Annotated in this window: 23 protein-coding genes; 10 read left to right on the forward strand and 13 right to left on the reverse strand. The window is 51.2% G+C overall.

Going from position 1 to position 23659, the window contains the following annotated elements; all coding sequences use genetic code 11:
* Positions 1-152: 152 nt before the first annotated feature.
* Both ACTJJS_RS10360 and ACTJJS_RS10365 read left to right on the forward strand, forming a co-directional pair.
* Positions 153-668: a GNAT family N-acetyltransferase gene (locus tag ACTJJS_RS10360; protein ID WP_440663620.1), complete on the forward strand. Its 516-nt coding sequence runs from the start codon at positions 153-155 to the stop codon at positions 666-668.
* Between the two features lie 129 nt (positions 669-797).
* Positions 798-1310: a GNAT family N-acetyltransferase gene (locus tag ACTJJS_RS10365; RefSeq protein WP_440663621.1), complete on the forward strand. Its 513-nt coding sequence runs from the start codon at positions 798-800 to the stop codon at positions 1308-1310.
* Positions 1311-1345: 35 nt separating this feature from the next.
* On the opposite strand, the gene ACTJJS_RS10370 is transcribed toward ACTJJS_RS10365, so the two are convergent.
* Positions 1346-2269, reverse strand: coding sequence for an alpha/beta hydrolase (locus tag ACTJJS_RS10370; protein ID WP_440663622.1), 924 nt, complete (start codon positions 2267-2269; stop codon positions 1346-1348).
* Positions 2270-2376: 107 nt separating this feature from the next.
* Between ACTJJS_RS10370 and ACTJJS_RS10375 the strand changes: the two genes are divergently transcribed.
* A complete protein-coding gene (locus tag ACTJJS_RS10375) occupies positions 2377-2733 on the forward strand; it encodes a winged helix-turn-helix transcriptional regulator (RefSeq protein ID WP_440663624.1) in 357 nt (118 codons plus the stop codon).
* Between the two features lie 24 nt (positions 2734-2757).
* Here the strand turns inward: ACTJJS_RS10375 and ACTJJS_RS10380 are convergent, their stop codons facing one another.
* On the reverse strand, positions 2758-5199 hold the full coding sequence (locus ACTJJS_RS10380) for an SEL1-like repeat protein (protein WP_440663625.1): 2442 nt from the start codon (positions 5197-5199) through the stop codon (positions 2758-2760).
* 123 nt (positions 5200-5322) lie between these two features.
* Between ACTJJS_RS10380 and ACTJJS_RS10385 the strand changes: the two genes are divergently transcribed.
* From ACTJJS_RS10385 to ACTJJS_RS10395, 3 genes are all read left to right on the forward strand, one after another.
* Complete coding sequence (locus ACTJJS_RS10385; RefSeq protein ID WP_440663626.1) at positions 5323-5682, forward strand: DUF4180 domain-containing protein; 360 nt, start codon at positions 5323-5325, stop codon at positions 5680-5682.
* A gap of 87 nt (positions 5683-5769) precedes the next feature.
* Positions 5770-6210 carry a hypothetical protein gene (locus tag ACTJJS_RS10390; RefSeq protein ID WP_440663627.1) on the forward strand — a complete coding sequence of 147 codons (441 nt, stop codon included), beginning with the start codon at positions 5770-5772 and terminating at the stop codon, positions 6208-6210.
* A 140-nt stretch (positions 6211-6350) separates the two neighbouring features.
* Complete coding sequence (locus ACTJJS_RS10395) at positions 6351-6491, forward strand: hypothetical protein (protein WP_168872868.1); 141 nt, start codon at positions 6351-6353, stop codon at positions 6489-6491.
* An 87-nt stretch (positions 6492-6578) separates the two neighbouring features.
* Here the strand turns inward: ACTJJS_RS10395 and ACTJJS_RS10400 are convergent, their stop codons facing one another.
* The 3 genes from ACTJJS_RS10400 to ACTJJS_RS10410 all read right to left on the reverse strand — a co-directional run bounded on the left by ACTJJS_RS10400 (position 6579) and on the right by ACTJJS_RS10410 (position 8600).
* Complete coding sequence (locus ACTJJS_RS10400) at positions 6579-6866, reverse strand: thioredoxin family protein (RefSeq protein ID WP_440663628.1); 288 nt, start codon at positions 6864-6866, stop codon at positions 6579-6581.
* Positions 6867-6957: 91 nt separating this feature from the next.
* Positions 6958-7923: a helix-turn-helix domain-containing protein gene (locus tag ACTJJS_RS10405; protein WP_440663629.1), complete on the reverse strand. Its 966-nt coding sequence runs from the start codon at positions 7921-7923 to the stop codon at positions 6958-6960.
* 5 nt (positions 7924-7928) lie between these two features.
* Positions 7929-8600, reverse strand: coding sequence for an ArsR/SmtB family transcription factor (locus ACTJJS_RS10410; protein ID WP_440663630.1), 672 nt, complete (start codon positions 8598-8600; stop codon positions 7929-7931).
* Between the two features lie 88 nt (positions 8601-8688).
* On the opposite strand from ACTJJS_RS10410, the gene ACTJJS_RS10415 reads away from it, so the two are divergent.
* Positions 8689-9399, forward strand: coding sequence for an ATP-grasp domain-containing protein (locus ACTJJS_RS10415; protein WP_440663631.1), 711 nt, complete (start codon positions 8689-8691; stop codon positions 9397-9399).
* Positions 9400-9417: 18 nt separating this feature from the next.
* On the opposite strand, the gene ACTJJS_RS10420 is transcribed toward ACTJJS_RS10415, so the two are convergent.
* Complete coding sequence (locus tag ACTJJS_RS10420) at positions 9418-10635, reverse strand: TCR/Tet family MFS transporter (RefSeq protein ID WP_440663632.1); 1218 nt, start codon at positions 10633-10635, stop codon at positions 9418-9420.
* Positions 10636-10928: 293 nt separating this feature from the next.
* Positions 10929-11270: a hypothetical protein gene (locus ACTJJS_RS10425; RefSeq protein WP_440663633.1), complete on the reverse strand. Its 342-nt coding sequence runs from the start codon at positions 11268-11270 to the stop codon at positions 10929-10931.
* A gap of 154 nt (positions 11271-11424) precedes the next feature.
* Here ACTJJS_RS10425 and ACTJJS_RS10430 point away from each other — a divergent pair, with 154 nt between their 5' ends.
* A complete protein-coding gene (locus ACTJJS_RS10430) occupies positions 11425-12075 on the forward strand; it encodes an RNA polymerase sigma factor (RefSeq protein WP_168872875.1) in 651 nt (216 codons plus the stop codon).
* A 90-nt stretch (positions 12076-12165) separates the two neighbouring features.
* On the opposite strand, the gene ACTJJS_RS10435 is transcribed toward ACTJJS_RS10430, so the two are convergent.
* The 6 genes from ACTJJS_RS10435 to ACTJJS_RS10460 all read right to left on the reverse strand — a co-directional run bounded on the left by ACTJJS_RS10435 (position 12166) and on the right by ACTJJS_RS10460 (position 18578).
* Positions 12166-12624, reverse strand: a complete 459-nt coding sequence (locus ACTJJS_RS10435; protein WP_440663634.1) for an SRPBCC domain-containing protein — start codon at positions 12622-12624, stop codon at positions 12166-12168.
* 99 nt (positions 12625-12723) lie between these two features.
* On the reverse strand, positions 12724-13797 hold the full coding sequence (gene leuB, locus ACTJJS_RS10440) for a 3-isopropylmalate dehydrogenase (protein ID WP_440663635.1): 1074 nt from the start codon (positions 13795-13797) through the stop codon (positions 12724-12726).
* A gap of 10 nt (positions 13798-13807) precedes the next feature.
* Positions 13808-15331 (reverse strand): alpha-isopropylmalate synthase regulatory domain-containing protein, encoded by a 1524-nt coding sequence (locus ACTJJS_RS10445; protein ID WP_343744246.1) that lies wholly within the window; start codon positions 15329-15331, stop codon positions 13808-13810.
* 18 nt (positions 15332-15349) lie between these two features.
* Positions 15350-15946, reverse strand: coding sequence for a 3-isopropylmalate dehydratase small subunit (gene leuD, locus ACTJJS_RS10450; protein WP_168872879.1), 597 nt, complete (start codon positions 15944-15946; stop codon positions 15350-15352).
* Between the two features lie 38 nt (positions 15947-15984).
* The gene (leuC, locus tag ACTJJS_RS10455; RefSeq protein ID WP_168872880.1) at positions 15985-17388 is read right to left on the reverse strand and encodes a 3-isopropylmalate dehydratase large subunit; all 1404 of its coding nucleotides are present in this window, start codon (positions 17386-17388) and stop codon (positions 15985-15987) included.
* Positions 17389-17792: 404 nt separating this feature from the next.
* On the reverse strand, positions 17793-18578 hold the full coding sequence (locus ACTJJS_RS10460) for a DeoR/GlpR family DNA-binding transcription regulator (RefSeq protein WP_440663636.1): 786 nt from the start codon (positions 18576-18578) through the stop codon (positions 17793-17795).
* A 341-nt stretch (positions 18579-18919) separates the two neighbouring features.
* On the opposite strand from ACTJJS_RS10460, the gene ACTJJS_RS10465 reads away from it, so the two are divergent.
* Both ACTJJS_RS10465 and ACTJJS_RS10470 read left to right on the forward strand, forming a co-directional pair.
* Positions 18920-22087: a SusC/RagA family TonB-linked outer membrane protein gene (locus ACTJJS_RS10465; protein WP_440663637.1), complete on the forward strand. Its 3168-nt coding sequence runs from the start codon at positions 18920-18922 to the stop codon at positions 22085-22087.
* A 24-nt stretch (positions 22088-22111) separates the two neighbouring features.
* On the forward strand, positions 22112-23659 hold the full coding sequence (locus ACTJJS_RS10470) for a SusD/RagB family nutrient-binding outer membrane lipoprotein (RefSeq protein WP_440663638.1): 1548 nt from the start codon (positions 22112-22114) through the stop codon (positions 23657-23659).

Here is a 23659-nt window from a genome sequence, read left to right on the forward strand (position 1 = left end):
AATTTCTTACCTTTATTGGATGCTGGATATTGTAATAGCGTAGTTACCGGCTCTCCGCCGGTAATTTACATACGAATGCTTTAAGGAAAAACATTTATACACACCTGTTATGCCATGACTCAACCTGGCGTCAGGACAATTATTATCTGGCAATGAATACAAACCAATATATCATCAGAAAAGAAAAAATATCCGATATCCCGCAAATAGATCATGTAACCCGGTCAGCATTCCTATCTGCGGCCCATTCCAGCGGTACTGAACCGTTGATCGTCCACGCGCTGCGCGCCAGTGGACAGTTAACGTTGTCGCTGGTAGCGGAAGAAAATGGTACGTTGACCGGCCACGTCGCCATTTCTCCGGTGGAAATATCTTCCGGGGAAAATGGCTGGTTCGGTCTGGGACCGGTGTCTGTTGTGCCCGAACGGCAGGGGACCGGCATTGGCACGGCACTGATCAAAGCGGCGTTGGCGGCATTGGAACAGCTGCCGGCAAAAGGCTGTGTGGTATTGGGAGACCCAGCGTACTACGGCCGGTTTGGTTTTAAGGCTGATGCACGGCTGCGGTATCCGGAAGCTCCGGCGGAGTATTTCCAGGTATTGGCGTTTGACGGAATAGTGCCTACGGGCACGGTGCAATACCATGCATCTTTTTATGTCACAGAATAAGCCCGGAAATCAATATTTATAGTGACCAAGAACCCGCTGCAGGCCAGCGGGTTCTTGATTTTAGGGATGTATGCTGTACCTTTAGCAGTAATTGGTCGGTTCTATACTACTGCCAACAAATAACACCCGATGACCATGCATACACTGTACAAAAGCGACAGTATTATTGTCCGCGAATTTTTACCGGAAGACCTGGACCTGTTCCTGACCCTGTTGCAAGACCCGGAAGTGACACGTTACCTGCCTGCCGTTACGCCGGAGCGTTACAAACAACTGTTTGCCGCGGCGCTGGAAGACTACAGCAAAGGCTTGTTCAGCCGCTGGGGCATCTGGGACGCGATGACCAACGATTTTATCGGCACCTGCCTGGCACGGCCTTTTGTAGAAGTGCCTGGCCAGTTGGAGATTGGCTATACCCTGGCGAAAGCATACTGGGGCAAAGGCATCGCCACCGCGGTAAGCAGGGCGCTGGTGGAATATTGTTTTACGCATACTTCCGTCAGGGATGTGGTAGCACTGACACACCTGGAGAATATCGGTTCACAGAAAGTGTTGATAAAAGCCGGCTTTAGCAGGGCGCCGCATAATATTGTGCGTGACCAGAAAGAAGCGGCTTATTTTGTGTTGCGCCGGCCGGAATAAAAAAGCGACGGAACAGGTAGTCCCGCCGCAGGTATTTATTGTAGCATGTCCCGTAAGAAGAGCGCTGCTTCCTGTTGCGCTTCCCGCGCCTCCGGCAACAATGCCGGCATGAGGAAGAAAGGATGTATCGTGCCCGGATACAGTGAATAACGGACAGCAACACCATCTTCCCGGTATCGACCGGCCAGTTGCCGGCCGTCATCGCGCAGCGGGTCACATTCCGCTGCGATGATCAGCGCCGGTGGCAGTCCCCTGAAATCATTATGGACCACAGCGGCCAGCGGATGCAGTGCATTCTCTTCCTGGCCCGTATACGCCTGCCAGCACTGCTGCATTGTTTGACGGGTGAGGTGATAACCTTCTGCATACGTGTTATACGAGCCGGTATCAAAGCGGGCTTCCACAGGAGGGTAGACAAGCAGTTGTGCTGAAAGGCCAATACCTGCGTCCCTGGCACGCAGCAGGGTGGCGATAGCGATATTGCCACCGGAGCTGTCACCGCCAATGGCTATACGCTGCGCGTCGATGTCCAGTGAGGTGGCATTGTCCATCAGCCATAATAACGCGTCGTAGCCGTCATCCAGCGCAGCGGGAAATACATGTTCGGGGGACAGCCGGTATTCCACTGAAACGACGATAGCGCCGGATTGTGCGGCCAGGTTACGGCACAACCAATCATGTGTGGCTACGCTGCCACGTACCCACCCACCGCCATGGAAATAGAGCACTGCCGGCAGTATGCCCGGTCCGGGCCTGTAAACAGCAACGCTCACGTGAGTGTTGACCTGTTGTTGTAAAACCTGATAGAGTGGTGTTTTTTCCCCGCTCCATACCGGCATCGCATCCAGCGTTGCCTGCCGGAAAGCCTCCAGTGTTGCCGGTGTGGAAGAGTGGTGGGTATTTACACTTTCCAGATAAGCCTGTACATTTGCATTGACCTGCCTGTTGTATGTCTGCATAAAAAAATTTTTACGCAAAGTTGTCCCGGGCGCTGGTAATAATCGCTGTTATACTTTTAAGTGTGATACTTACTTTTAGGTGAGTATAGCTGTTAAAAAATTCATACATGCCCGAATTTATTGTTGATAACAAAGTTTTTTATAACCCGGTGGAATTTGCGCTCCATCATATTGGTGGTACCTGGAAGATACCGATACTGTGGAGGTTGCGGGAGAAAGTGCTGCGTTATGGGGAGTTGAAGAATGAAATTCCATATATCACGCATAAGATGCTGACCACTCAGCTGAGGGAGCTGGAAACGCTGGGCATGATTGAACGGACTGTTTTCCCAGTGGCGCCCCCAAAGGTAGAGTACCGGCTCACTGACAAAGGAAAGGAGGCGCTGCCGGTGATCGGCATGCTGATACAGTATGGCTATGATCTGATGGACAAAGCAGGGGTTGATTATCCTAAAGAAAAATAACGGTCAGGGCGGCCCTGTTTTATATCATCCGGGGATGTCCAGTCCGGCATCGCGGGCCTGTTGTTCGTACTGGCGTGCCCGTGTTTCGTCTTTTACATCTTCGTTGTAGAGATACATGCGGCGCAGTTCCAGGAGCGCATCGTCCATTCCAAACTCCACGGCTTTCATATAGTGGGAGAGTGCCTTACGGGCATCTGTTTTTACACCTTGTCCCAGTTCATAAAGCCGGGCCATATTGAAGGCGCAGTATTCATCTTTGTTTTTAATGCCACTGCGATAGGCGTCTACTGCGTTTTTATAGTCTTCGGCCACTTCGAAGAGCGTACCTACGTAGTTATAACAATCAATACCAAACCTGCTCGCATATACGAAGTGTTTTAGCGCCTGCTGATCATCTTTCGGTACTTTAATACCTTCATAGTATAACATACCCAGGTTGTAATGTGCGTAGGGCACATGTTGTGACGCCGCTTGCTGGTATAGTTCCAGTGCTTTGCGAATGTCGGGCGAAGTGCCGGTGCCATACTGATAGCAGTTGCCGAGCCCGTTGGCAGCATGGGGTGAACCGGCTGCCACGCCACGGGCGTACCATTCAAATGCGGCTATGTCATCGGTGTAGCCTTCGATAGCCTCATAGATATAGCCCAGGTCGCTCATCGCGTCTTTGCTGCCTTTATCGGCAGCCACTTTAAACAAACGTACCGCCTCTTCGTATTGCTGTGCCTCCAGCGCCGCAGATCCTCTTTCATGCAACAGGTCTGCCGGAAGGTCGTCGCCGGCCAGCCGGGCAAGGGCATCCAGCATTTCTTTCGAATAACGGTAACGTGTATCTTCACCCAGTATGGCTGAAATATCGGCCATTGTCAGCGGGGTTACCCTGCCGTCGTGATGGATGGAAAACGCGCCGTCAGCATTAACTGCAAGAGTGTCCCATTCATTGGTATCATGCCAGATAAATTCCCGGGCAATCACATCATAGGCCGGTGGTATGACCACATCATGTTGGCTCACGAACAGCCCTGTTTTACCGTTTTGCGTAAGCAGACAGGCATATTCTCCGATGGATTCAATTTCTATGGGAGACAACGGGACCTGCCAGCCTTTATTCAGGGAATAGATACCACTGTTCCTGCCCTGCCGTACCACCACGGTCCCACCCATTAGCACCTCCAGCTCATCGTAGATGATCGGTAGCAATTCCTTTCCTTCCGGGCTAAAAAGACCACATTGTTTTCCGGGTTTGTAGCGGATGAAAAGAAGGAGGGAGTCGTCCTTGCAGGTGCCGCCCCATTGTACTTCGTCGATGCTGTCATCGCCGACGCGGGTGAAGCCGGAAGTATAGTAGTGCCTTATATTGGTATCGGAATGGCGTGCGGAAATGATCTGTACCCCCGAGAAGTCTGACAGTTCAATGTCCTGCGCGAACACCATGGGCAGGAGCTGGTCGCCTGCGGCGTCAACGACGCCATAGCGCTCTTCCCTGCCCACGATATATAACAAGGGTGTTTCAGAAAGGTAAAAGATATCATCGTAGCCGTTAGCCGGGAGAGCATTCCCCGGTACAACGATATACATCTGCGTACCTGATTTTACCAGGGCCTGACCGCTAACCACGTCGTACGCCTCATCATATACCAGGCCGGAAACCAGTTGCCCCTGCCGGTTTACATAGCCCCATTTGCCTTCCCGGCTAACGATCGCGAAGTCTTCATTTTCCGGAAAGATAAATACTTCGTCGTATGCCGCTGGTATCACCACCTGACCGTCCACTTTCAGGCCGGTGAGGCCATTTTCAGTGAATGCCTGCTGGTTGGAATCTTCTTCTTCAGCCTCATAATAGCCCGATTGGATGACATCCCAGCCGTAACCATAGGCACTGGTACTAAAAAAGTCCCGGAAGGTTTTGAAGTGATAAGGGTTGTGCTGCACATCAGGGCATTCGTTGAGCAGCAGCGGATCATTGGCGGCAATAGCCGCTTCAATGGCGGCATTGGTGTCTTTGATCTGCTCCAGCAGTTCCTCGGCCTGTTCTTCATGGGGCTCATCGCTCATGTTGAACACGTCCCACGCATCCAGATGAAAGCTGTCATGACCGGCTTTGTTTTCCAGGAAATCAAAGATGTTTTCTTTAGCAGCCCGGAAAGCTACCGGATTATCGGTGAGCACACCGGCATGGGTATCGATAAAATCGTATAGTCTTTTCAGTGCGGCAATACCTGCCGGTGCGTCAGCATAGAGGCCGCCGTTTTGCCCGTTGTAAGCGGGAGTGCCCAGGTAAGGGCGACCGGCAAATAATGGATGGAGGAAAAAAGGAAATTCATACTTCCATTCCATCAAGGTAATGCTGTGGCCATCATGGCCACCGATAACAGGCAATATACTCTCCAAAGTACCATCAGCCGGAATTTCCGGAGCGGGGCGGTTCACTTCGTTGTCCAGGTTGTAGAGGTAGATACGGTGCGACATGACATGATTATTATTTTCTTTCAGGCACTGATGTGCGGCTGGTTAACAAGGAGGCAAATTGGCGTATTTTCGGGCATCTTCCAAAAAAAATCTATCTTGCTGCCTGTTAAAATTCAGAGAGAAATGACCCTGGCTATTCACGAAACCGGTACGGTACGCATTGCTGAAGTGATTTCAGATAAAATACTGATCAATAACCCCGATGAAGCATTGCAATTAATTGTTGATGTACACTACCAGGATTTCGATAAGATGATGATACATGAAAAGAACATCATACCCGATTTCTTTGACCTGAAAACCGGTATCGCCGGTGAAGTGCTGCAGAAGTTTATTAACTATCATATGCAACTGAGCATTATCGGCGATTTCGAAAAATATCCCGGCAAGAGCATCCGTGATTTTATTTATGAAAGCAATAAGGGCCGGCATATTAGTTTTGTGCCGACGGTGGAGCAGGCTGTGGAGAAGCTGGGGAGATAGTTTGATGGTGTCGGATTCAGGTATCATAAAAATCTACCTGTGATTCCTTTTGCAAAAAGGGAATGTTGCAGTTAGTAAAAAGGAAAAATGGAACGCTCAAAATATCAGCGACTAAAAGAATGGATAGATGATAAGCAGGTGGGATTTCAGTTTACCATAGTTGTCACGTTGGTAGTTTTATGTATTTATGGTTTGATCTGTACCACCAAAAGAGCTGACATGTTAAAGTACCACCATAAGGTGGTAGAGGGAACTGTGATAGGCTTCTCACTTCCCGCCAGAAGCCCTGGAGTGAAATTGTTGTATTATTTTTATGTGGATGGAAAACTATATCAAAATGAACAGATCATCGAAGGATTGTCTACGCTGCGCTGCCGCCTTCTGATGGATAAACATCTTCCTGTTGTGTATGCGGAAGGGGACATCAACAACAACAGACTTTTGGTCTTTTACAAAGACTTTATGGATTTTTCCGTGCCTTATCCCGACAGTGTGAGTTGGATAGAAAGACCTTTGGATGAGCCATAATCATGTCCGCTACAGCCATTAACACTAAATAACATTCCTTGCCCCACTCTGGCACGCTTTTATCATTATTACCTCCAGGAACCCGAACTGCTGCAGGGTTTGAGGGAACCGCCAATGCATCACAACAAAAGTTTATGATTATGAAAACGTTAAAGTTCATCGTCATAGCGCTGGTGTTGGTGGGAGGATTAAGTAGTTGCCTGGTGGTCCATGACCGCCCGGGATATTACCACCGCCCGTATTACCATCACCATTACTATGGACACTACTGGTACAGGTAAAAAAAACGGGGATACCGTGACTGGTCCCCCGGGATTGAACACCTTTTTTTTATGCTTTCTGTAGTCACAGAAACCAACCATTGATATTTATAGCTTGCCGGACAGCGCTGATCCCAGCGCTGTTTTGAGTTGTTGTTCAGACAGTACGCCGGTATGGCGCCATATTTCCGTGTTATCTTTCATGAGTACCAGGGTGGGCACGGCCATTATATGAAAACGGCTGCCCAGGTCTTCTTCCTGGTCAATATCAATACGGCTCACCTGAAGCTGGTCATTCATTTTTGTTTCCACCGCGTTGACGATGGGCGTCAGCACTTTGCAGGGGTAACACCACGTGGCAAAGAACTGTAGTAGCGTTGCGTGTTGCTGGCTCATATCATCTCGTTTTTATACCAGCAAAATTAGGCGGGGTGGCCGCGGGAATCGTGATACGTTCCGGCGGAGTTTTAGTACAAACGGCAGTTTTTTAATGCCCCTGATGCCGGTGGCCATGGCGGTACTGCATGGGCGTGATGCCTGTATGTTTTTTAAAGAAACGGCAGAAATACGACTGGTCGGCAAAGTTGAGATGGTCCGCAATGTCTGCAATACTCTCGCTGCTTTGTATCAGCTGAGCTTTGGCTTCTGTGATCAGTTGCCGGTGGATAAAGCTGCTGGCCGGATTTCCCGTGATTTCTTTGACGGTGTCATTCAGGTGATGCGGGTTTACAAACAACAGTTTGGCATAGTCCGATACTTGTTTGTATTCGCGGTAATGTTTAGTGACCAGGTTCCTGAATGAGGCTACCAGCTGCTCTTTGCGGGGCATATGCGGATCGGCTTCGCTGTGCAGCGCCAGGAATATCCGCTCTGTTTCTATCAATAATACATTGAGGTATAAACGTACCAGCAGGTCGTCGTTGAATGTCTGCCGGTTACAATGTTCTTCCTTTAACTTGTTGAACAGGCCCGCCACCATTTCTGTTTCAGCAGAAGACAAACGGATGAATGGTTTTTTATCATGCTGGAAAAAAGGGTATTGGTGCAGCTTGACCTGATTTTTCAAACAAAGGAGGAAATAGTCTGCGTCGAAAATACAGTGGTAACCGGTTACATCTTCGCTCCAGTGGTGAATCGCATGCAGCTGGCTTTCGGGAATAAAGTACAGCACTCCCGGCTCAAAGGTATAGGTATTGTACCCGATGGTTTCCTGTACAGTGCCGCCTGTCAGTAGAATGATAGAATAAAACTTGCGGCGGGTGGCGGAGAAAGTCTTGTTTTTATGCAGACGCTTCAGTTGCTCCAGCGTGGCTATCTCGAAAAAATTGCTGGTCTGTTGCTGTGCAATATTGTCGCAGGCCTCGCAGAAAGAGTGGGCGGGGCTGGACAGGTATTCCTGTTTAAAATCCTGCGGGTTGTTTACTTCCCGGAAAGTGTTTTTCAGATAACTCATCTCTTTTACATTGTCATAGCGGTAGGGTACCCTCTCAGTGCCCAGTCCTTGTATCCGTCATTAAATTTGCTGGCTTTATAGCCTTCCTGTATGAGCAGGTTCACAGCCTCATCTACCAGCATGCAGAGGGAACCGCGGCAGTAGGCGACGATCTCCTGTTTTTTGGACAGTTCGCGGATACGTTCCTGGAGCTGGTCCAGCGGAATGGAAATGGCCCGGTGTATATGTCCGCGGTGATATTCATCTTCCGGCCTTACGTCCAGTACAATAACGTCGCCGGCATGCACTTTGTCCAGCAGCTCTTCTGCGGTGACCACTTCGCCGTTACGGCGTCCTTTGCGGTAGTGGTCGATCGCTTTTCTGACTTCGGTATTGTGCGCCATGCCCAGCTCCCGCAGGGATGTCCAGGCGGCGTACACATTTTCTCCGGCCAACTGATAGTGGATGTAGTTGCCTTTACGGCTAATGGTCACCAGCTGCGCGTTCTTCAATACCTGCAGGTGCTGTGATGTATTGGCGATGCTCATGCCTGTATAGCGGGCGATGGTCTCCACTGTAAAAGGCCCCTGTGCCAAAAGGTCTATGATCTCCATGCGGTGCGGGTTGCCCAGTGCTTTCGCGGTTTTGGACAACTCTGCATAAACCGTGTCTTTGAATTTTCTCGCAGCTGTTTTCATAAGGTATAAAAATACGGAAAAATCAACTATTCAATGATTTTATTGAATAGTTGTGGTGCTGTCTGCTTTTTACTAATTTCCGGGAGATATGTTACCAATATTATTAATTCCTGAAAAGACAGACGTGGAGTTGGACGCAGTGGCGGCCGCATGGGCTGACAGGGGCGGGGAAGTCCGCCGCCTGGGTAAATACTGGGTCAGCGATGAAACGATCGCCGGACGGCCCGTGGCGGTGTATGGCAATCAGGCTTTTGCTTTTGTGTTGGCACAACTGTATGGCGCTGAACTATTGTCGCCGGATGATACGCTGATTACCCGGTTAGGCGTCCGTTGGAGCCAGCGGACTATTTCGCTGCGCGAAGCAGGCGCCCTGCGGGAGACGGATTTCCCTGTTTTTGTAAAACCTGTTATCCCAAAAATGTTCAGGCCCGGCATCTTTAATACGCTGGCCGATTTCCGGGAGGCAACGGGCACACTGCCTCCGGAAGAGGCAGTAATGATGTCGTCCATCGTTTCGCCCATTATAGCCGAAGCCCGTTGTTTTGTGCTGAACGGCCAGGTGAAAGACATCGCGCTGTATGAGGGGGAAGCCGACCTGTTCGCCGGAGAAGCATTTGTTAACGCCTTTCTGCAGCATCATGCCGGCGATTTGCCGGCCGCCGTTGTTGTGGATATCGCCTGTTCCCCGCAAACAGGCTGGTTTGTGCTCGAGTTCAACGCCTGCTGGGGCGCAGGCCTTAACTCCTGTGATGCTGTCCTGGTCGTGGATTGTATTACTGCTGCTACCGTGCCTGCATGATATGGCTATACGAAAAAGCTACCGCGCTGACTGACGAAACCCTTTCAGCAACAGTAAAAGCCCGCATACCGTCAGCACCGCTGCTATCAGATAGGGCATGCCGGGAAAATACACCGGTGAAGTACGCGCCGTGGCCCAGGCGAAGCTGCTGGTCAGCAGCGGCGGTGCCAGCAGCGTGGTTAGTCCCATGAGGCTGCCCAGTCCACCCTGCAACTCACCCTGTTCATTGTCGGGCATGGCGCCGGCGACAATACTCTGCATTGCGGTGCCCTGTATGCTGCCGGCAATGTAAATAATGAGGGCAGGCAGCAATACCCACTGCCATCCGGCAAAAGCGAACAACAGGTAACCAATGGTCATACATAACAGTCCGATAATGGCCATCTGCCGGTCACTGAGCCGGGTAGTCAATGCGCTTACCAGCCATGTTTGTGACAGGATGGACAAGACGCCGGTTAAAGCCAGTGAATAACCCACCAGCTGGTTGCTCCAACAGAACTTTTCTATGGTGAAGAAAGCCCACACGCTCTCCATGCTGTGTGTGGCGAAAGATACCAGCAGCATAGACAGTATCAGTGATTTGACCAGCGGAAAGCGCGTCAGGTGCCGCAAAGCGCCCAGCGGATTGGCCCTCTTCCAGTCAAAAGCCCGGCGTTTCGCCACCGGCAGGGATTCAGGGAAAAAGGAATATCCCAGCAGGAAATTGAAGAAGCTGAGCGCTGCCGCTGCGATGAAGGGCATATGTGTGCCCCACCGTCCCAGTGATCCGCCCAGCACCGGACCGATGATGAAGCCGAGGCCAAAGGCGGCATTGATCAACCCGTAATAACGGGTACGGTTCTCGCTGGTGCTGATATCGGCCACACAGGCGGAGGCAACGGCGTAGCTGGCGCCGGTGATGCCCGCAATGGCGCGGCCTGCAAATAACCACTGCACATTGGGCGCAACAGCGAGGAACAAACAATCAACAGAAAAGCCCAGCAGGGAAAACAGCAACACCGGCCGCCTGCCGTAACGGTCGCTTAGTCCGCCCAGCACCGGTGCAAATACAAATTGCATGGAGGCATAGGCAAAAGCCAGCCAGCCACCGTAACGGGCTGCTGTACTGATGTCGGCATGAAGCAGCTCGCGGAGCAACTGGGGAAGTACCGGGAAAATCAAACCAAAACCGGCAGTGTCTATCACTACCACCAACACGATGAATAGCAAACGGGAAGGATGATATGCAGATTGCATATGAATACAGGAGGTAAAAGTTGAAATAAATAAATAAAAAAAAGCGCCCGGCAATAGGAAGCCCGGACGGCGGCAGGCAGGATACCCGCGAAGGAAGGTGTAAATAGTTATCTCATGGCGGCAAAATTAGCAGGAAATCATTTTCCTCCAAAAAAAATTACCAGGTATTTATCTTGTCGGGTGCCATGGAGGCCCACCAAAAGGGGCTTTGAGGTATATCAAACCCTGCAATTTGGGCATGGAAACCTGTACCTGTTAAGAACAGGAACAATGAACGCCTGAAATACAACCGGTTAATTCACCTGTGTATCTTCGGGGGAATACTGTTTATTCTTTTCTTCCCTCCATTTCACGAACATAATATGCTGAACGAATTCCAGAAACTGGTAATCATCCACCAGCGTGTTGAGGGTCAATCCTTCCGGGGAGCCGGCATCTTTAGTACGGGCTTGTTCAAAACGGGTAAGTTTCTCCTGTAAGGCGGCGGTAAGGGATTTGACCAGTTCCGGGAAGACCTGGAACGCTTCCTGCATAATATGCTGGCCTTTAGGGGTTTGTTTCAACTCCTGGATACGCTGGTGCGTTAAAGGTGGCAGGGTAACGGCGGTCTGTTGATGTTTTCGGCCTGTGATCATTGTTTTAGTTTGCGCTTATTAGGTTTACTTAGGTTAATAGTCAGGCTTTTATGGGCCTGTTGATATGGATTAGAGTACGGATTTCAGAAAAGGTTACAAAATGTTTCCATTTTTTGTAACTTATTTTCACTTTAACCATCTAATTACTATCTGAATGAGTATTATTCAACCCGTTGAGACGCTTACTGACAATGAAATTATCGCCAGGGTGCTGGCAGGAGAGAAAAGGTTATATGAAACGCTGATGCGCCGCTATAACGCCAGTCTGTTCCGGATCGGGATGTCTTTCCTGAACAATGACATGGACACGGAGGATGTGATGCAGCAGACCTACATCAACGCCTATCAGCACCTGGACCAGTTCCGGCAGGAAGCCGCTTTTGGCACCTGGCTCAAAAGGATTATGATCAATGAGTGCCACCAGCACCTGAAAAGGGCGAAAAGAGGGGCCAGCGAGGATATTTCAGCTGTGGAGGAGCGTCAGGATACTGCGAAAACCAAAACACCTGTGGACACAGTCATTAACAAAGAGTTGGGCGAAGTGCTGGAAAAAGCGCTGCTGAGCATCCCGGAGAAATACCGGGCCGTTTTCGTACTGCGGGAACTGGAACAACTCAATGTCGCCGAAACGGCCAAAGTGCTGGATATCTCCCGGGTCAATGTGAAAGTCCGCCAGATCAGGGCGAAGTTGATGCTCCGTGAACATATTTCCAACTTCTATAAAAACGATGTGGTGTTCCCATTCCACCTTATCCGGTGCGACAGGGTTGTCAACAACGTTCTCCGGAAACTGGACATCGAATAACGACAATATATTTTATACAAAAAGACCGGCCCGTATGGACCGGTCTTTTTTTTGTGTCCGGGCGATGACCTGCCGCCGTCTGATTTTATATCAGGATGATGCCTGTACGAAGTCAAAAGCGCCTTTGCGCAGATTGATACTATATTCGAGATAAGCTTTCAGGCAGTCGAGGAAGTTGGTCCAGCCGAAAGTATTTTGTGAGAACCATTTTAACCCTTTCGCGTCCAGTGGCAGTTCGCCTTCTGTAACGGTGACCAGGGTGCCGCCGCTTTTGGTGGGCGCCAGCTCGATCTTTACCTGTGTCTGATGCTGTGCAGCGCCTTCCCATTCAAAGTGGATTTCTTTGTCCGGTACGATTTTCTTTACGGGAATGTCGAACCTGGTCGGCTCTTCTGCAAACGCCCATACGACGGTTTCCCCTTCCACCATCCGGCCGCTGCCGGAGGCGATGAAGTAATTGCTCATTTTCTCCGGATCAACGATGGCGTCGAAGATTTCCTGTGGTGGTTTGGCCATCTGCATGGAGGCGGTAATGATCAATGGTCCCATAAGATATGTTTTTGGAGAATGATAGCTGAAGTTACGCTAAAATGAAACGCCCGCCAAGAGGCCATAGCGGCTTCTGGCGGGCGTTGGGTATTAAAAAGGTTATATTCTTTTCAGTACTTCTTCTCCGATAGCATCGGTGCCTTTGATCATATCGGTCGGCGTTTGTGCGTTGGCGATATCGCGGGTGCGGAAACCGGCTTTCAGTACCTGGTCTACTGCGTTGATCACCGCGTCGGACTCTGCTTTCATGCCGAAGGAGATGTCCAGCAGGAGGGCGGCGGAGAGGATGGAGGCCAGCGGGTTGGCCACGCCTTTGCCGGTGATGTCGTGCGCGGAACCGTGGATAGGCTCGTATACACCGGTGCCATCACCTACGGACGCGGAAGCCAGCATGCCCATGGAGCCGGCTATCTGGGACGCTTCATCGGTAAGGATGTCGCCAAAGAGGTTGGCGGTCACCACCACATCGAAGCGGCGCGGGTCTTTTATCAGCAGCATGGCGGTGGCATCTACGAACTGGTGTTCCACTTCCACGTCAGGATATTCGGGCGCTATTTTCTGAATCACTTCACGCCACAGCCGGGAGGTCTCTATCACGTTGGCTTTGTCAACGGAGCAGAGTTTTTTGCGGCGGGTGCGGGCGGCTTCAAAAGCTTTGCGGGCAATGCGTTCTACTTCAAAGCGGCTGTATTCCGCGATATCGAAGGCGGTATCGCCATTGTTTTTACGGCCTTTGTCACCGAAGTAGATGTCGCCGGTCAGTTCCCGGAAGAACAGAATGTCGGCGCCTTTCAGGATTTCCGGTTTGATACTGGAAGCATCGAGCAGTTCGTCGAACAGTTTAATGGGGCGCAGGTTGGCGTACAGGCCCAGCTCCTTGCGCATCTTCAGCAGTCCCTGTTCCGGCCTTACTTTGGCGGAAGGGTCGTTGTCATATTTCGGGTGACCTACGGCGCCGAACAGGATGGCGTCGGAGGCGCGCATTTTGGTCAGTGTTTCATCCGGCAGCGGGTTGCCGGTGGCTTCTATGGCGGCGTGGCCCACGAGGGCTTCGTCATAGGTGAAGGTATGGCCAAAGCGGGCAGCTATTTTGTCGAGCACTTTTTTTCCTACGGCCGTTACTTCCTGTCCGATCCCGTCGCCGGGAACAATTAAAATATGTTTGGTTGCCATGATAATGATGTCAGATTAAATTGAGCATTTTTTGGGTGGCTTTGATGGCAGACACGGTCTGATCGCTGTCCAGTCCCCGCGTTTTGAACTCTTTGTTCTGGAAGCTCCAGGTGATGATCGTTTCGCACAGGGCGTCACTCTTACCGCCGGGAGGGATGTGAACGGAATAGTCGGTGAGTGCCGGCAGTTCGCGTTTTTTCTTTTGGTATACTTTTTTCAGGGCATTCATGAAGGCGTCGTATTGACCGTCACCCTGCGAATGTTCTTCAAAAAGTTCCCCTTCCACTGATATTCTGAGCGTCACGGAAGGGTGGAGGTTTTTGGAATGGGTGAGCACATAGTTTTCTATTTTCACCTTTTCCTCTATCCGGCTGCTGTCGAGAATATCCGAGATGATGTAGGGGAGGTCGGCCTGTGTAACCACTTCCTTTTTATCGCCCAGTTCGATGATGCGTTGCGTCACCTTTTTCAGGTTGGCATCGGACAGCTGTATGCCCAGCTGGTGCAGGTTATTTTCGATATTGGCCTTGCCGCTGGTTTTGCCAAGTGCGTACAGGCGTTGACGTCCGAAGCGTTCCGGCATCAGGTCGCTGAAATACAGTTTGTTCTTTTTATCGCCGTCGGCATGGATGCCGGCCGTTTGGGTGAACACATTGTCGCCCACCACTGGTTTGTTGGCCGGGATACGGATACCGGAGAAGGTTTCCACCAGTTTGCTGGCGCTGTAGAGTGATTTTTCAGACACGGCTGTTTTAACGCCGGGCAGAAAATCGTTGAGTACGGCGATAGCGCTGGCGAGGGGCGCGTTACCGGCCCTTTCGCCCATCCCGTTGATGGTGAGGTGGATGCCATGTGCGCCGGCTTTCACGCCTTCCAGCACATTGGCGGTGCCCAGGTCGTAGTCGTTATGGGCGTGGAAATCGAAATGCATCTGCGGGTACCGCTGCACGATCTCGCTGATATATTCCTGTACTTCGCCGGGGGTGAGCACGCCCAGGGTATCGGGCAGCATCACCCTTTTAACAGGCTGGTGTTGCAGGAAATCGAGGTATTGATATACGTAGTCGCGGGAGTGGCGCATGCCGTTGCTCCAGTCTTCGAGGTATACGTTGCAGTCCAGTCCTTTTTGGCGGGCGAGGGCGATGACTTCGCCGACGTCTGTAAAGTGTTCCGCCGGTTTTTTCTTCAGCTGATGGGTGAGATGGTTGAGTGAACCTTTGGTGAGCAGGTTCATGACTTTGGCGCCGGCCTGCAACATCCATTGTACAGACACGTCGCCATCAACGAAGGTGAGCACTTCCACTTTGTTGAGCAGGCCGTTCGTCTTCGCCCATTTGGTAATCGCTTTCACGGCCGCTAGTTCGCCGTCCGACACGCGGGCGGAGGCGATTTCAATCCTGTCTACTTTTACTTCTGTGAGCAGGACCTGGGCGATGGTCAGTTTTTCCGAGGGCGAAAAGGAAACGCCGCTGGTTTGTTCACCGTCGCGGAGGGTGGTGTCCATTATTTCAATGTGGCGCTGCGGTACTGGCATAAGGCTGAATAATTATCGTTAATACATACTCTTGGCGGCGAAGGTTTTGATGTCTTCTTTCATGGCCTGCAGATAGTCGATGTCGTCATAACCGTTGATCAGGTTGTGCTTTTTGTAGCTGTTGATATCGAATGTCTCGCTTTCGCCGGTAGCGGAGATGGTGATGGTTTGTGCCGGGAGGTCTACCACCAGTTCGGAGGCAGGGTTGCTTTCTATGGCGGTGAATATTTTATGTAAGAACTCCGGGCTTACCTGTACGGGCAGGATACCGATGTTGAGTGAATTGTTTTTGAAGATGTCGGCGAAGAAGCTGGACACCACGCAACGGAAGCCGTAGTCGTAGATGGCCCAGGCAGCGTGTTCGCGGCTGGAGCCGCTACCGAAGTTTTTACCGCCGACCAGTATTTTACCGGAGTAGATCGGGTTGTTTAAAACGAAATCATTTTTCGGAGAGCCGTCAGCGTTATATCGCCAGTCGCGGAACAGGTTGTCGCCAAATCCTTTGCGTTCGGTCGCTTTCAGGAAGCGGGCCGGGATGATCTGGTCGGTGTCCACGTTTTCAATCGGCATCGGCACCGCCGAGCTTTTCAGTACCGTAAATTTATCGTAAGCCATGTTGTTGTTTGTGTTGTTAAAGGATGACAGAAAAGGGATCAGATCAGTTCGCGCGGGTCGGTTACCACGCCGGTTACGGCGGCGGCAGCGGCTACCAGCGGGCTGGCGAGCATGGTACGGGAACCGGGGCCCTGGCGGCCTTCGAAGTTGCGGTTGCTGGTGCTGACCGCATATTTGCCGGCCGGAACTTTATCGTCGTTCATGGCGAGGCAGGCGGAACATCCGGGCTGGCGCAGCTCAAAGCCGGCGGCGGTGAGGATGTCGAGGATACCTTCTTCACGGATCTGTTGCTCTACGATGTGTGAACCGGGAACGATCCAGGCGGTCACGCCATCTGCTTTTTTGCGTCCTTTTACGACAGAGGCGAAAGCGCGGAAGTCTTCGATGCGGCCGTTGGTACAGCTGCCGATGAATACATAGTCCACTTTTTTGCCGAGCATAGGTTCCTGTTCCTGGAAGCCCATGTATTGCAGTGATTTTTCGTAGCTGGCGGCGCTGCCTCCGGCTTCCTGTGCCACCGGGATGCGTTGGGTGATGCCCATGCCCATGCCGGGGTTGGTGCCATAGGTGATCATCGGTTCAATGTCCGCGGCGTTGAAGGTGTATTCTTTGTCGAAGGTGGCGCCTTCTTCTGTTTTTAATGTTTTCCAATAGGCGACAGCGTTATCCCAGGCAGCTCCTTGCGGGGCTTTTTCGCGGCCTTTGATATAGGCGAAGGTGGTCTCGTCCGGAGCGATGATACCGCCGCGGGCGCCCATTTCGATGCTCATGTTGCAGACGGTCATACGGCCTTCCATGCTCATTTGCTCAAATACTTCACCCGCATATTCCACGAAATAACCGGTGGCCCCTGCGGCGGTGAGCTGGGAGATGATATAAAGCGTTACGTCTTTTGGCGTAATGCCTTTACCGGTGGTACCGGTAACGGTTATACGCATTTTCTTCGGTTTCTGCTGCATGATGCACTGAGAGGAGAGCACCATTTCCACTTCGGAGGTGCCGATGCCGAAAGCGATCGCGCCAAAGGCTCCGTGGGTGGAAGTGTGGGAGTCGCCACATACAATGGTCATGCCTGGCAGGGTGATACCGTTTTCCGGTCCCACCACGTGAACGATACCATTGCGGGGATTGCCCAGTCCCCAGTGGGAGATGCCATATTTAGCGGTATTGGACTCCAGTGCTTTCAGCTGGTTGGCGGAAAGCGGGTCCTGTACCGGCAGGTGCTGGTTGATAGTAGGCGTATTGTGATCGGCAGTAGCAAAGGTTTTTTCAGGGAACATCACGCTCAGGCCCCTGTTTTCCAGTCCCAGAAAGGCTACCGGGCTGGTTACTTCGTGAATGAAGTGACGGTCAATAAACAACACATCAGGACCGTCTTCGATTTTCCTGACCGCATGTGAATCCCATACTTTGTCAAATAAGGTAGCGGGTATTTTGCTCATTTTCATAATTTTAAAGGTAGGCGCTAAATTCTTAAAAAATATCCAGATATTTTTATGATTGTCATATTTTTTCTAAAAAGAAGTATAAATGAATGATTATTCTTTGGTGGGTGACTGATTCTGTGTTAAATTAAATAATTGATTATCAATATAATATATAAATCCCTCTGCATGACAAAAGCAGTGAACGGGCGCTGTCGGGGTAAATATTATTGTCATGAAATTGTCATTGAAAACAAGGGTGCATGTTCTGTCTGGCAGGATAACGGTAGTTAGCTATACGAATAGACCTGTTCAGGCTTATTTAGGGAAAACATGTCATTCAGCCTCAACACGGGGCTTTATTAAAGAAAACCAAATAACAGAATGTCGCCCGGGGCTTCAGCCCTGGGGTTAAAAGGCATTTACAGTATCTCCAGGTTTTTGGCTTTATACCCTTGTAATGCCTCGCTGCCGGCCGGCAGCTCAGTGATGAGATAGTGTATGTCCTGTAAATCGGCGATTTTCATTTTCATGGAACTGTTGAGCTTTTCGGATATAGCGAGGATGGCCACTTTATCGGCAGCTTTGATCATGGCTTTTTTGACCTGGATAGTTTCCCAGTCGGCGTCGGTGAGGCCGTTGACCGGATCGATGGCGTTGGTGCCGATGATGCACAGGTCAGCCTTGATATTGGACAGGTATTCAAACACTTCGCCACTGACGGTCATCTGGCTGTAGGCAGAGATCTGGCCGCCGATCACGATGGTTTTGATCATGGGCTTGTCCAGCAGTTCCACGGCTGATAAGACGTTGACGGTAATAAAGGTGGCCCGCAGGGTAGGGGGGATTTTTTTGATGAATTCGCGGATGGTGGTGCCGCCGCCGATGAGCACGATCATGTCATCCCGCAGCAGTTGCAGCGTTTTCTCGGCAATGACCAGTTTATTGGTTTGCGCATAGGTCTCCGACTCGTGGCCATAATGATAGGCAATGGACATGGCGCCTCCCTTGATCTTCACAACTTCCCCGTCGTCTGCCAACTCGTTCACATCCCGGCGGATGGTGTCTTCAGAAACATTGATCAGGCTTACCAATTCACTATAAGTGATACGGGTATGGATGTTTACCTGCTGAATGATAAGCTGTTTCCTGGACTTCTTCGTGAGGGAAACCGGGGGTATCTGGTCCTGTGTGTTCATACTATCCATAGCATCTGATAAATTCAAAGGGTGATGATAGACAAAAAAACGGGCATATGCAAAAAACGCACCGCTCCTTTTTTGCATGGCCATAACATGGGTCTGGGGCAAAAATAACAGAACCGACAGAATTTTGCACTTTTGGAAGATAAATAATTTTTCTGCATTTTTTGTAATGATTTAAATGTTTGACTTTTAAACAATTATGTTGATATTGTTTTATTGTTATTAGTGTTTTTTGCATGTTGACCGCAAAATAATTGCAAATAATTTGCAGTTTTCGCAGGAATTCCTATTTTTATCCCTGTAATTTCCGCATTATTTGAAGAACTAACTATCAACCAAACCACATGATGAAGCATATCATAACCGTGGCCAACTTTCCGAAGATATTCCTGCCACTCCTGGGCCTGTTATTTTCTGTCTGTAGCTATGCCCAGTCCGACCTGGTATCCGGGACCGTCACCAGCGCAGGCGACGGACAAAAAATCATCGGCGCCTCCGTGTCGCTCGTCGGCGCTAAAGGCATCGGCGCCCTGACCAGCGAAACCGGTCAGTTTTCTATTAAAATACCTTCCTCCGTCACCGGTGAAATTACCCTCGCCGTCACCTTCGTAGGGTACGACCGTAAAGAGGTAAAAGTATCCCGGGGACAGTCCAACATCAACATCCAGCTGACAACAAATACCAAAGCGCTGGGTGAACTGGTGGTAACGGCACTGGGTATCAAAAAAGAGAAAAAAGCACTGGCCTATGCTGTCACCGAAGTAAAAGGCAGCGAATTCACACAGGCCCGCGAAATCAACGTGGCAGACGCACTCACCGGTAAAATCGCCGGCGTGAACGCCTCCAGCCTCGCCAGCGGCCCCGGTGGCTCCAGCCGTGTCATCATCCGCGGCAACGGCTCCCTCAACGGCGACAACCAGCCGCTGTACGTGGTAAACGGCATGCCCATCGACAACACCACCCAAAGCACCATCACCAGCGGCGCTTCCAATGGGCTCAACTATGACCGCGGCGACGGTATCGCAGGCATCAACCCCGACGATATTGAATCCATCACCGTGCTCAAAGGCGGCCCGGCAGCAGCCCTCTACGGCGCCCGCGCCTCCAATGGCGTTATCCTTATCACCACCAAAAAAGGCGTGGCACAGAAAGGCATCGGCGTAGACTATAACACCACCTACACCCTGGAAACACCGTCCATTATTCCTGACTGGCAATATGAGTACGGCTCCGGCGAGAAAGGCAAAAAGCCCACCACCAAAGCTGAAGCTATCGCGGCAGGCCGCCTCTCCTGGGGACCGAAAATCGACGGCAGCAACGTGGTCCAGTTCGACGGGGTGGAACGCCCTTATGTGGCCCAGAAAAACAACATCAAAAACTTCTATAACACCGGCAACACGTTCACCAATACACTGGCGTTCTCCGGCGGCAACGAAAACACAAAATATCGTGTATCCCTGTCCGATATGAACAACCGCAGCCTGGTGCCCAGCCAGTCGCTCAACAAAAAAATCGGCTCGGTAAGCATTGCCTCCAACCTGGGCAAACGCCTCTCCATTGAGGCCTATGCGCAGTACAACGTGGAAAAGGCCAAAAACAGAAGCAGCGTCTCCGACGCGCCCGGCAACGTTAACTGGGGCACGTACATGATCGCCAACACCGTAGATATCCGTAACCTCAATCCGGGTTATGACGCCACCGATAAAGAAGTGGAATGGAACCCCTCCGGTTTCGCTTCCAACCCCTACTTTGTAGCTAACCGCTTTCGTAACAACGATGACCGCAAACGTTTTATCGGTAACGCCAGCATCAAATACAACCTGCTGGACAACCTCTTCGTGCGCGGTCGTGTAAGCCATGATTATCTGAACATCAACTACACCGGTATCGTGCCCACTGGTACGCTCTTCGCTCCGAAAGGCCTCTATCAGCAGTACAATACCATCGCCACTGAAACCAACGGCGAACTGACCATCAACTACCAGGGCAAACTGAGCCGCGACCTCGCCATCACCGCCATGGCAGGCGGCAACAGGCGCAAATCCATATCTGACGGAACAAACCTGAACGGTACGGACTTCTTCGCGCCCGGCTTCTATGACCCGTCCAACGTGGTAAGCCTTAACACCACCAACGTAAACCAGCGGCAGGCCACCAACTCCCTGTTCGGCTCCGTGGACCTGTCTTTCAAAGACCTGTTGTTCCTGACCGCCACCGGCCGCAATGACTGGTTCTCTACGCTGTCGCCACAAAACAACAACATCTTTTATCCTTCCGTAGGTGCCAGCTTCCTGCTGTCTGAAGCAGTGAAAATGCCTTCCTGGATCAACTACGCCAAAGTACGTACGTCATGGGCACAGGTAGGCGGTGCTACGCCACAGCCTTATATCCTGCGTCAGACTTACTCCGTGCTTTCCGGCGGCGGCCACCTCGGCCAACCGCTGCAAACGCCTACCCAGACTACTTCCCAGGGTAGCGGTTCCGGTCTGCTGCAAGCACCCAACCCCAACCTGAAGCCGCTGCTCTCTACTACTTTCGAAGCCGGTATCGAAGCGCGTATGCTCAACAACCGCTTGTCTGCTGACATTACGGTGTATAGCCGCAAAACCACCAACGATATCATGCAGGCGGCCATCTCCCCGGCGTCAGGGTATAACTTCGCTATCCTCAACGTAGGCGAAATGAGCAACAAAGGCGTGGAAGTATTGCTGACCGGCGTGCCGGTCAAACAGAAGAATTTCTCCTGGGACATCAGCTACAATATGGCCTATAATAAAAACGAAGTGCTGAAACTGACTGAAGGCATCAACAGCCTCCAGCTGGACGTAAGCGTTAACAGCTACGCCTATATTTTTGCGGAAATCGGCAAAGCCTACAGCACCATCAAAGGCTTTAAAGTACTGAAAGACGCCAGCGGCAATACCGTATACGACAAAGCCACCGGCTATGAAATGCGTACCGGCCTGACTGACCTCGGCACCGGCGTGTCCCCGTTCTCTGCGGGTATCACCAACAACTTTACCTACAAACGTTTTAACCTGAGCTTCCTGATCGACGGTAAATTCGGCGGACATGTATATTCCGCTACCAACCTGTATGCTACCCGCTTCGGCCTGAACAAGATCACCCTGCCAGGCAGGGAAGACGGTCTTACCGTTACCGGCGTAGACCAGGACGGCAAACCGTTTACCAAAACATTTACCTACGCTACCGGTCTGCAGGCGTACTACGACAACTACAAAAACCTCTCTGAGAAATTTGTATACGACGCCAGCTTCATCAAACTGCGTCAGGTGGTGCTCAGCTACAACATCCCGACGAAAGTGTTTGCCTTTGCCAAACTGCAGGGCGCTACCGTTTCTTTCGTAGCAAGGAACCTGTTTATCCTGTATAAGAATGCGCCCAATATTGATCCGGAATCAACCTTCAGCAACTCCAATGCGCAAGGCTTTGAAATGTTCGGGGTGCCCCGTACCCGGAGCTATGGCGTAAATCTCCAGGTAAAACTTTAGTTCATTCTTAAAATTGATCAGCTCATGCAACGTATTGCCAGATATAAATTCATTTTGCTCTTAGGAGCGGTGTTGGGGTTAGCTTCCTGTGACAAAGACTTTGAAGCGCTCAACGTAAACCCGAATGCTTCCGAAAAACCAAATATTGATTTGCTGTTCACGCAAAGTCTGCTGAAAGGTAACCTGCCACTGGACCGTGCTTATTTCTTCACCTCGTACCTGCATAGCGGCACGTATATCCAGCATTATGCCATCGCCAAGGAGATGGCCGGCTCCGGCGCCGGTGACAAATACGCCGTCAATGATTTCTACCAGAGCTTTTACTACCGGAACATCTATACGAATACGATGACCACGCTGGCCGAGATCATCGAAGCAGCGCAGGCGCCGGAGAATGTGAACAAGCTCGCGGTGGCCCGTCTCTGGAAAGTACTGCTCATGCAGCGTATCACTGACCTGTACGGCGATGTGCCTTACAGCGAGGCTACCCGTGGTAAATCCAATCTCTTTCAGCCTAAATATGATGCGCAGGAAGATATCTATGCCGCGCTGCTGAAAGAAACGGAAGACGCTATTAAATCATTCGATGCTTCCAAGACCACCTTTGGCAATGCAGACCTGATCTATAAAGGCAACATCGCCCAATGGAAAAAATTCGGCTACTCCCTGATGCTGCGGCTGGCCATGCGCACCACCCGCGCCACCAGCACCAAAGTGATCGCCAAAGACTGGGCACAGAAAGCAGTGGCCGGCGGCGTGATCACCGATGCAGCAGACAATGCGGTGGTAAGATATTCCAACGGTCCGCAGACCTATAACAACAATCCCATTGCTTTTGAACTGGTAAACCAGGACTATGTGCCTTCTTCCAAAGGCGCCAGCAACCAGGAATGGGGCAAGTTCAGCAAGACGTTTATCGATTTCCTGAAAAACCATAATGATCCGCGGCTGGGCGTAGTGTCCGTGGTATGGACGAACGGCAACCCGGATACTACCGCCGCTTTACAAAAAGGCATGGCCAACGGTACCGATGTGAAACCGGCCAACCCCGCTTCTTATTCAGAGCCTAACCCGGCTACTATCCTCAACTATGCTTCACCGCTGCTGGTGATGACCAATGCGGAGATGAACCTGCTGCTCAGTGAAGTAGCGCTGCGTGGCTGGAGCTCCGGTGATAAAGCACAGCTGTATGCCAACGGTGTGACTGCCGCCTTGCGCAACTGGAGCCTGTTTGGCGCTGCGGGCACCATCGCGCCGGAGCGTATCAGCCAATATGTGACGGATAACGCCCTGAATACCGGCGGCTCCTTTGATGCACAGATGGAACAGATCCATACCCAGTTCTGGGTAGCGTTGCTGCTTGACGAGCAGGAGGCTTACGCGAACTGGCGTCGTACCGGTTACCCGGTACTGGTGCCGGTGAACTACACCGGTAATGTAACAGGCGGCACCATCCCGCGCAGGCTGCCCTATTCGCAGACAGAGCAGGGTATCAACGGGCCCAACTACAATGAAGCCGTAAAGAGACAAGGACCAGATTTATTAACAACCAGAATATGGTGGGACAAATAA

Origin of the sequence: Chitinophaga sp. 22308, assembly GCF_052045305.1 — a bacterium.
Taxonomy (GTDB): Bacteria; Bacteroidota; Bacteroidia; order Chitinophagales; family Chitinophagaceae; genus Chitinophaga; species Chitinophaga varians_A.

Bases quoted from the DNA above. Each gene is read 5' to 3' on its own strand.
- ACTJJS_RS10360 (WP_440663620.1), top strand. From the start codon at position 153: ATGAATACAAACCAATATATCATCAGAAAAGAAAAAATATCCGATATC.
- ACTJJS_RS10365 (WP_440663621.1), top strand. From the start codon at position 798: ATGACCATGCATACACTGTACAAAAGCGACAGTATTATTGTCCGCGAA.
- ACTJJS_RS10370 (WP_440663622.1), bottom strand. From the start codon at position 2,269: ATGCAGACATACAACAGGCAGGTCAATGCAAATGTACAGGCTTATCTG.
- ACTJJS_RS10375 (WP_440663624.1), top strand. From the start codon at position 2,377: ATGCCCGAATTTATTGTTGATAACAAAGTTTTTTATAACCCGGTGGAA.
- ACTJJS_RS10380 (WP_440663625.1), bottom strand. From the start codon at position 5,199: ATGTCGCACCGTATCTACCTCTACAACCTGGACAACGAAGTGAACCGC.
- ACTJJS_RS10385 (WP_440663626.1), top strand. From the start codon at position 5,323: ATGACCCTGGCTATTCACGAAACCGGTACGGTACGCATTGCTGAAGTG.
- ACTJJS_RS10390 (WP_440663627.1), top strand. From the start codon at position 5,770: ATGGAACGCTCAAAATATCAGCGACTAAAAGAATGGATAGATGATAAG.
- ACTJJS_RS10395 (WP_168872868.1), top strand. From the start codon at position 6,351: ATGAAAACGTTAAAGTTCATCGTCATAGCGCTGGTGTTGGTGGGAGGA.
- ACTJJS_RS10400 (WP_440663628.1), bottom strand. From the start codon at position 6,866: ATGAGCCAGCAACACGCAACGCTACTACAGTTCTTTGCCACGTGGTGT.
- ACTJJS_RS10405 (WP_440663629.1), bottom strand. From the start codon at position 7,923: ATGAGTTATCTGAAAAACACTTTCCGGGAAGTAAACAACCCGCAGGAT.
- ACTJJS_RS10410 (WP_440663630.1), bottom strand. From the start codon at position 8,600: ATGAAAACAGCTGCGAGAAAATTCAAAGACACGGTTTATGCAGAGTTG.
- ACTJJS_RS10415 (WP_440663631.1), top strand. From the start codon at position 8,689: ATGTTACCAATATTATTAATTCCTGAAAAGACAGACGTGGAGTTGGAC.
- ACTJJS_RS10420 (WP_440663632.1), bottom strand. From the start codon at position 10,635: ATGCAATCTGCATATCATCCTTCCCGTTTGCTATTCATCGTGTTGGTG.
- ACTJJS_RS10425 (WP_440663633.1), bottom strand. From the start codon at position 11,270: ATGATCACAGGCCGAAAACATCAACAGACCGCCGTTACCCTGCCACCT.
- ACTJJS_RS10430 (WP_168872875.1), top strand. From the start codon at position 11,425: ATGAGTATTATTCAACCCGTTGAGACGCTTACTGACAATGAAATTATC.
- ACTJJS_RS10435 (WP_440663634.1), bottom strand. From the start codon at position 12,624: ATGGGACCATTGATCATTACCGCCTCCATGCAGATGGCCAAACCACCA.
- leuB (WP_440663635.1), bottom strand. From the start codon at position 13,797: ATGGCAACCAAACATATTTTAATTGTTCCCGGCGACGGGATCGGACAG.
- ACTJJS_RS10445 (WP_343744246.1), bottom strand. From the start codon at position 15,331: ATGCCAGTACCGCAGCGCCACATTGAAATAATGGACACCACCCTCCGC.
- leuD (WP_168872879.1), bottom strand. From the start codon at position 15,946: ATGGCTTACGATAAATTTACGGTACTGAAAAGCTCGGCGGTGCCGATG.
- leuC (WP_168872880.1), bottom strand. From the start codon at position 17,388: ATGAGCAAAATACCCGCTACCTTATTTGACAAAGTATGGGATTCACAT.
- ACTJJS_RS10460 (WP_440663636.1), bottom strand. From the start codon at position 18,578: ATGGATAGTATGAACACACAGGACCAGATACCCCCGGTTTCCCTCACG.
- ACTJJS_RS10465 (WP_440663637.1), top strand. From the start codon at position 18,920: ATGATGAAGCATATCATAACCGTGGCCAACTTTCCGAAGATATTCCTG.
- ACTJJS_RS10470 (WP_440663638.1), top strand. From the start codon at position 22,112: ATGCAACGTATTGCCAGATATAAATTCATTTTGCTCTTAGGAGCGGTG.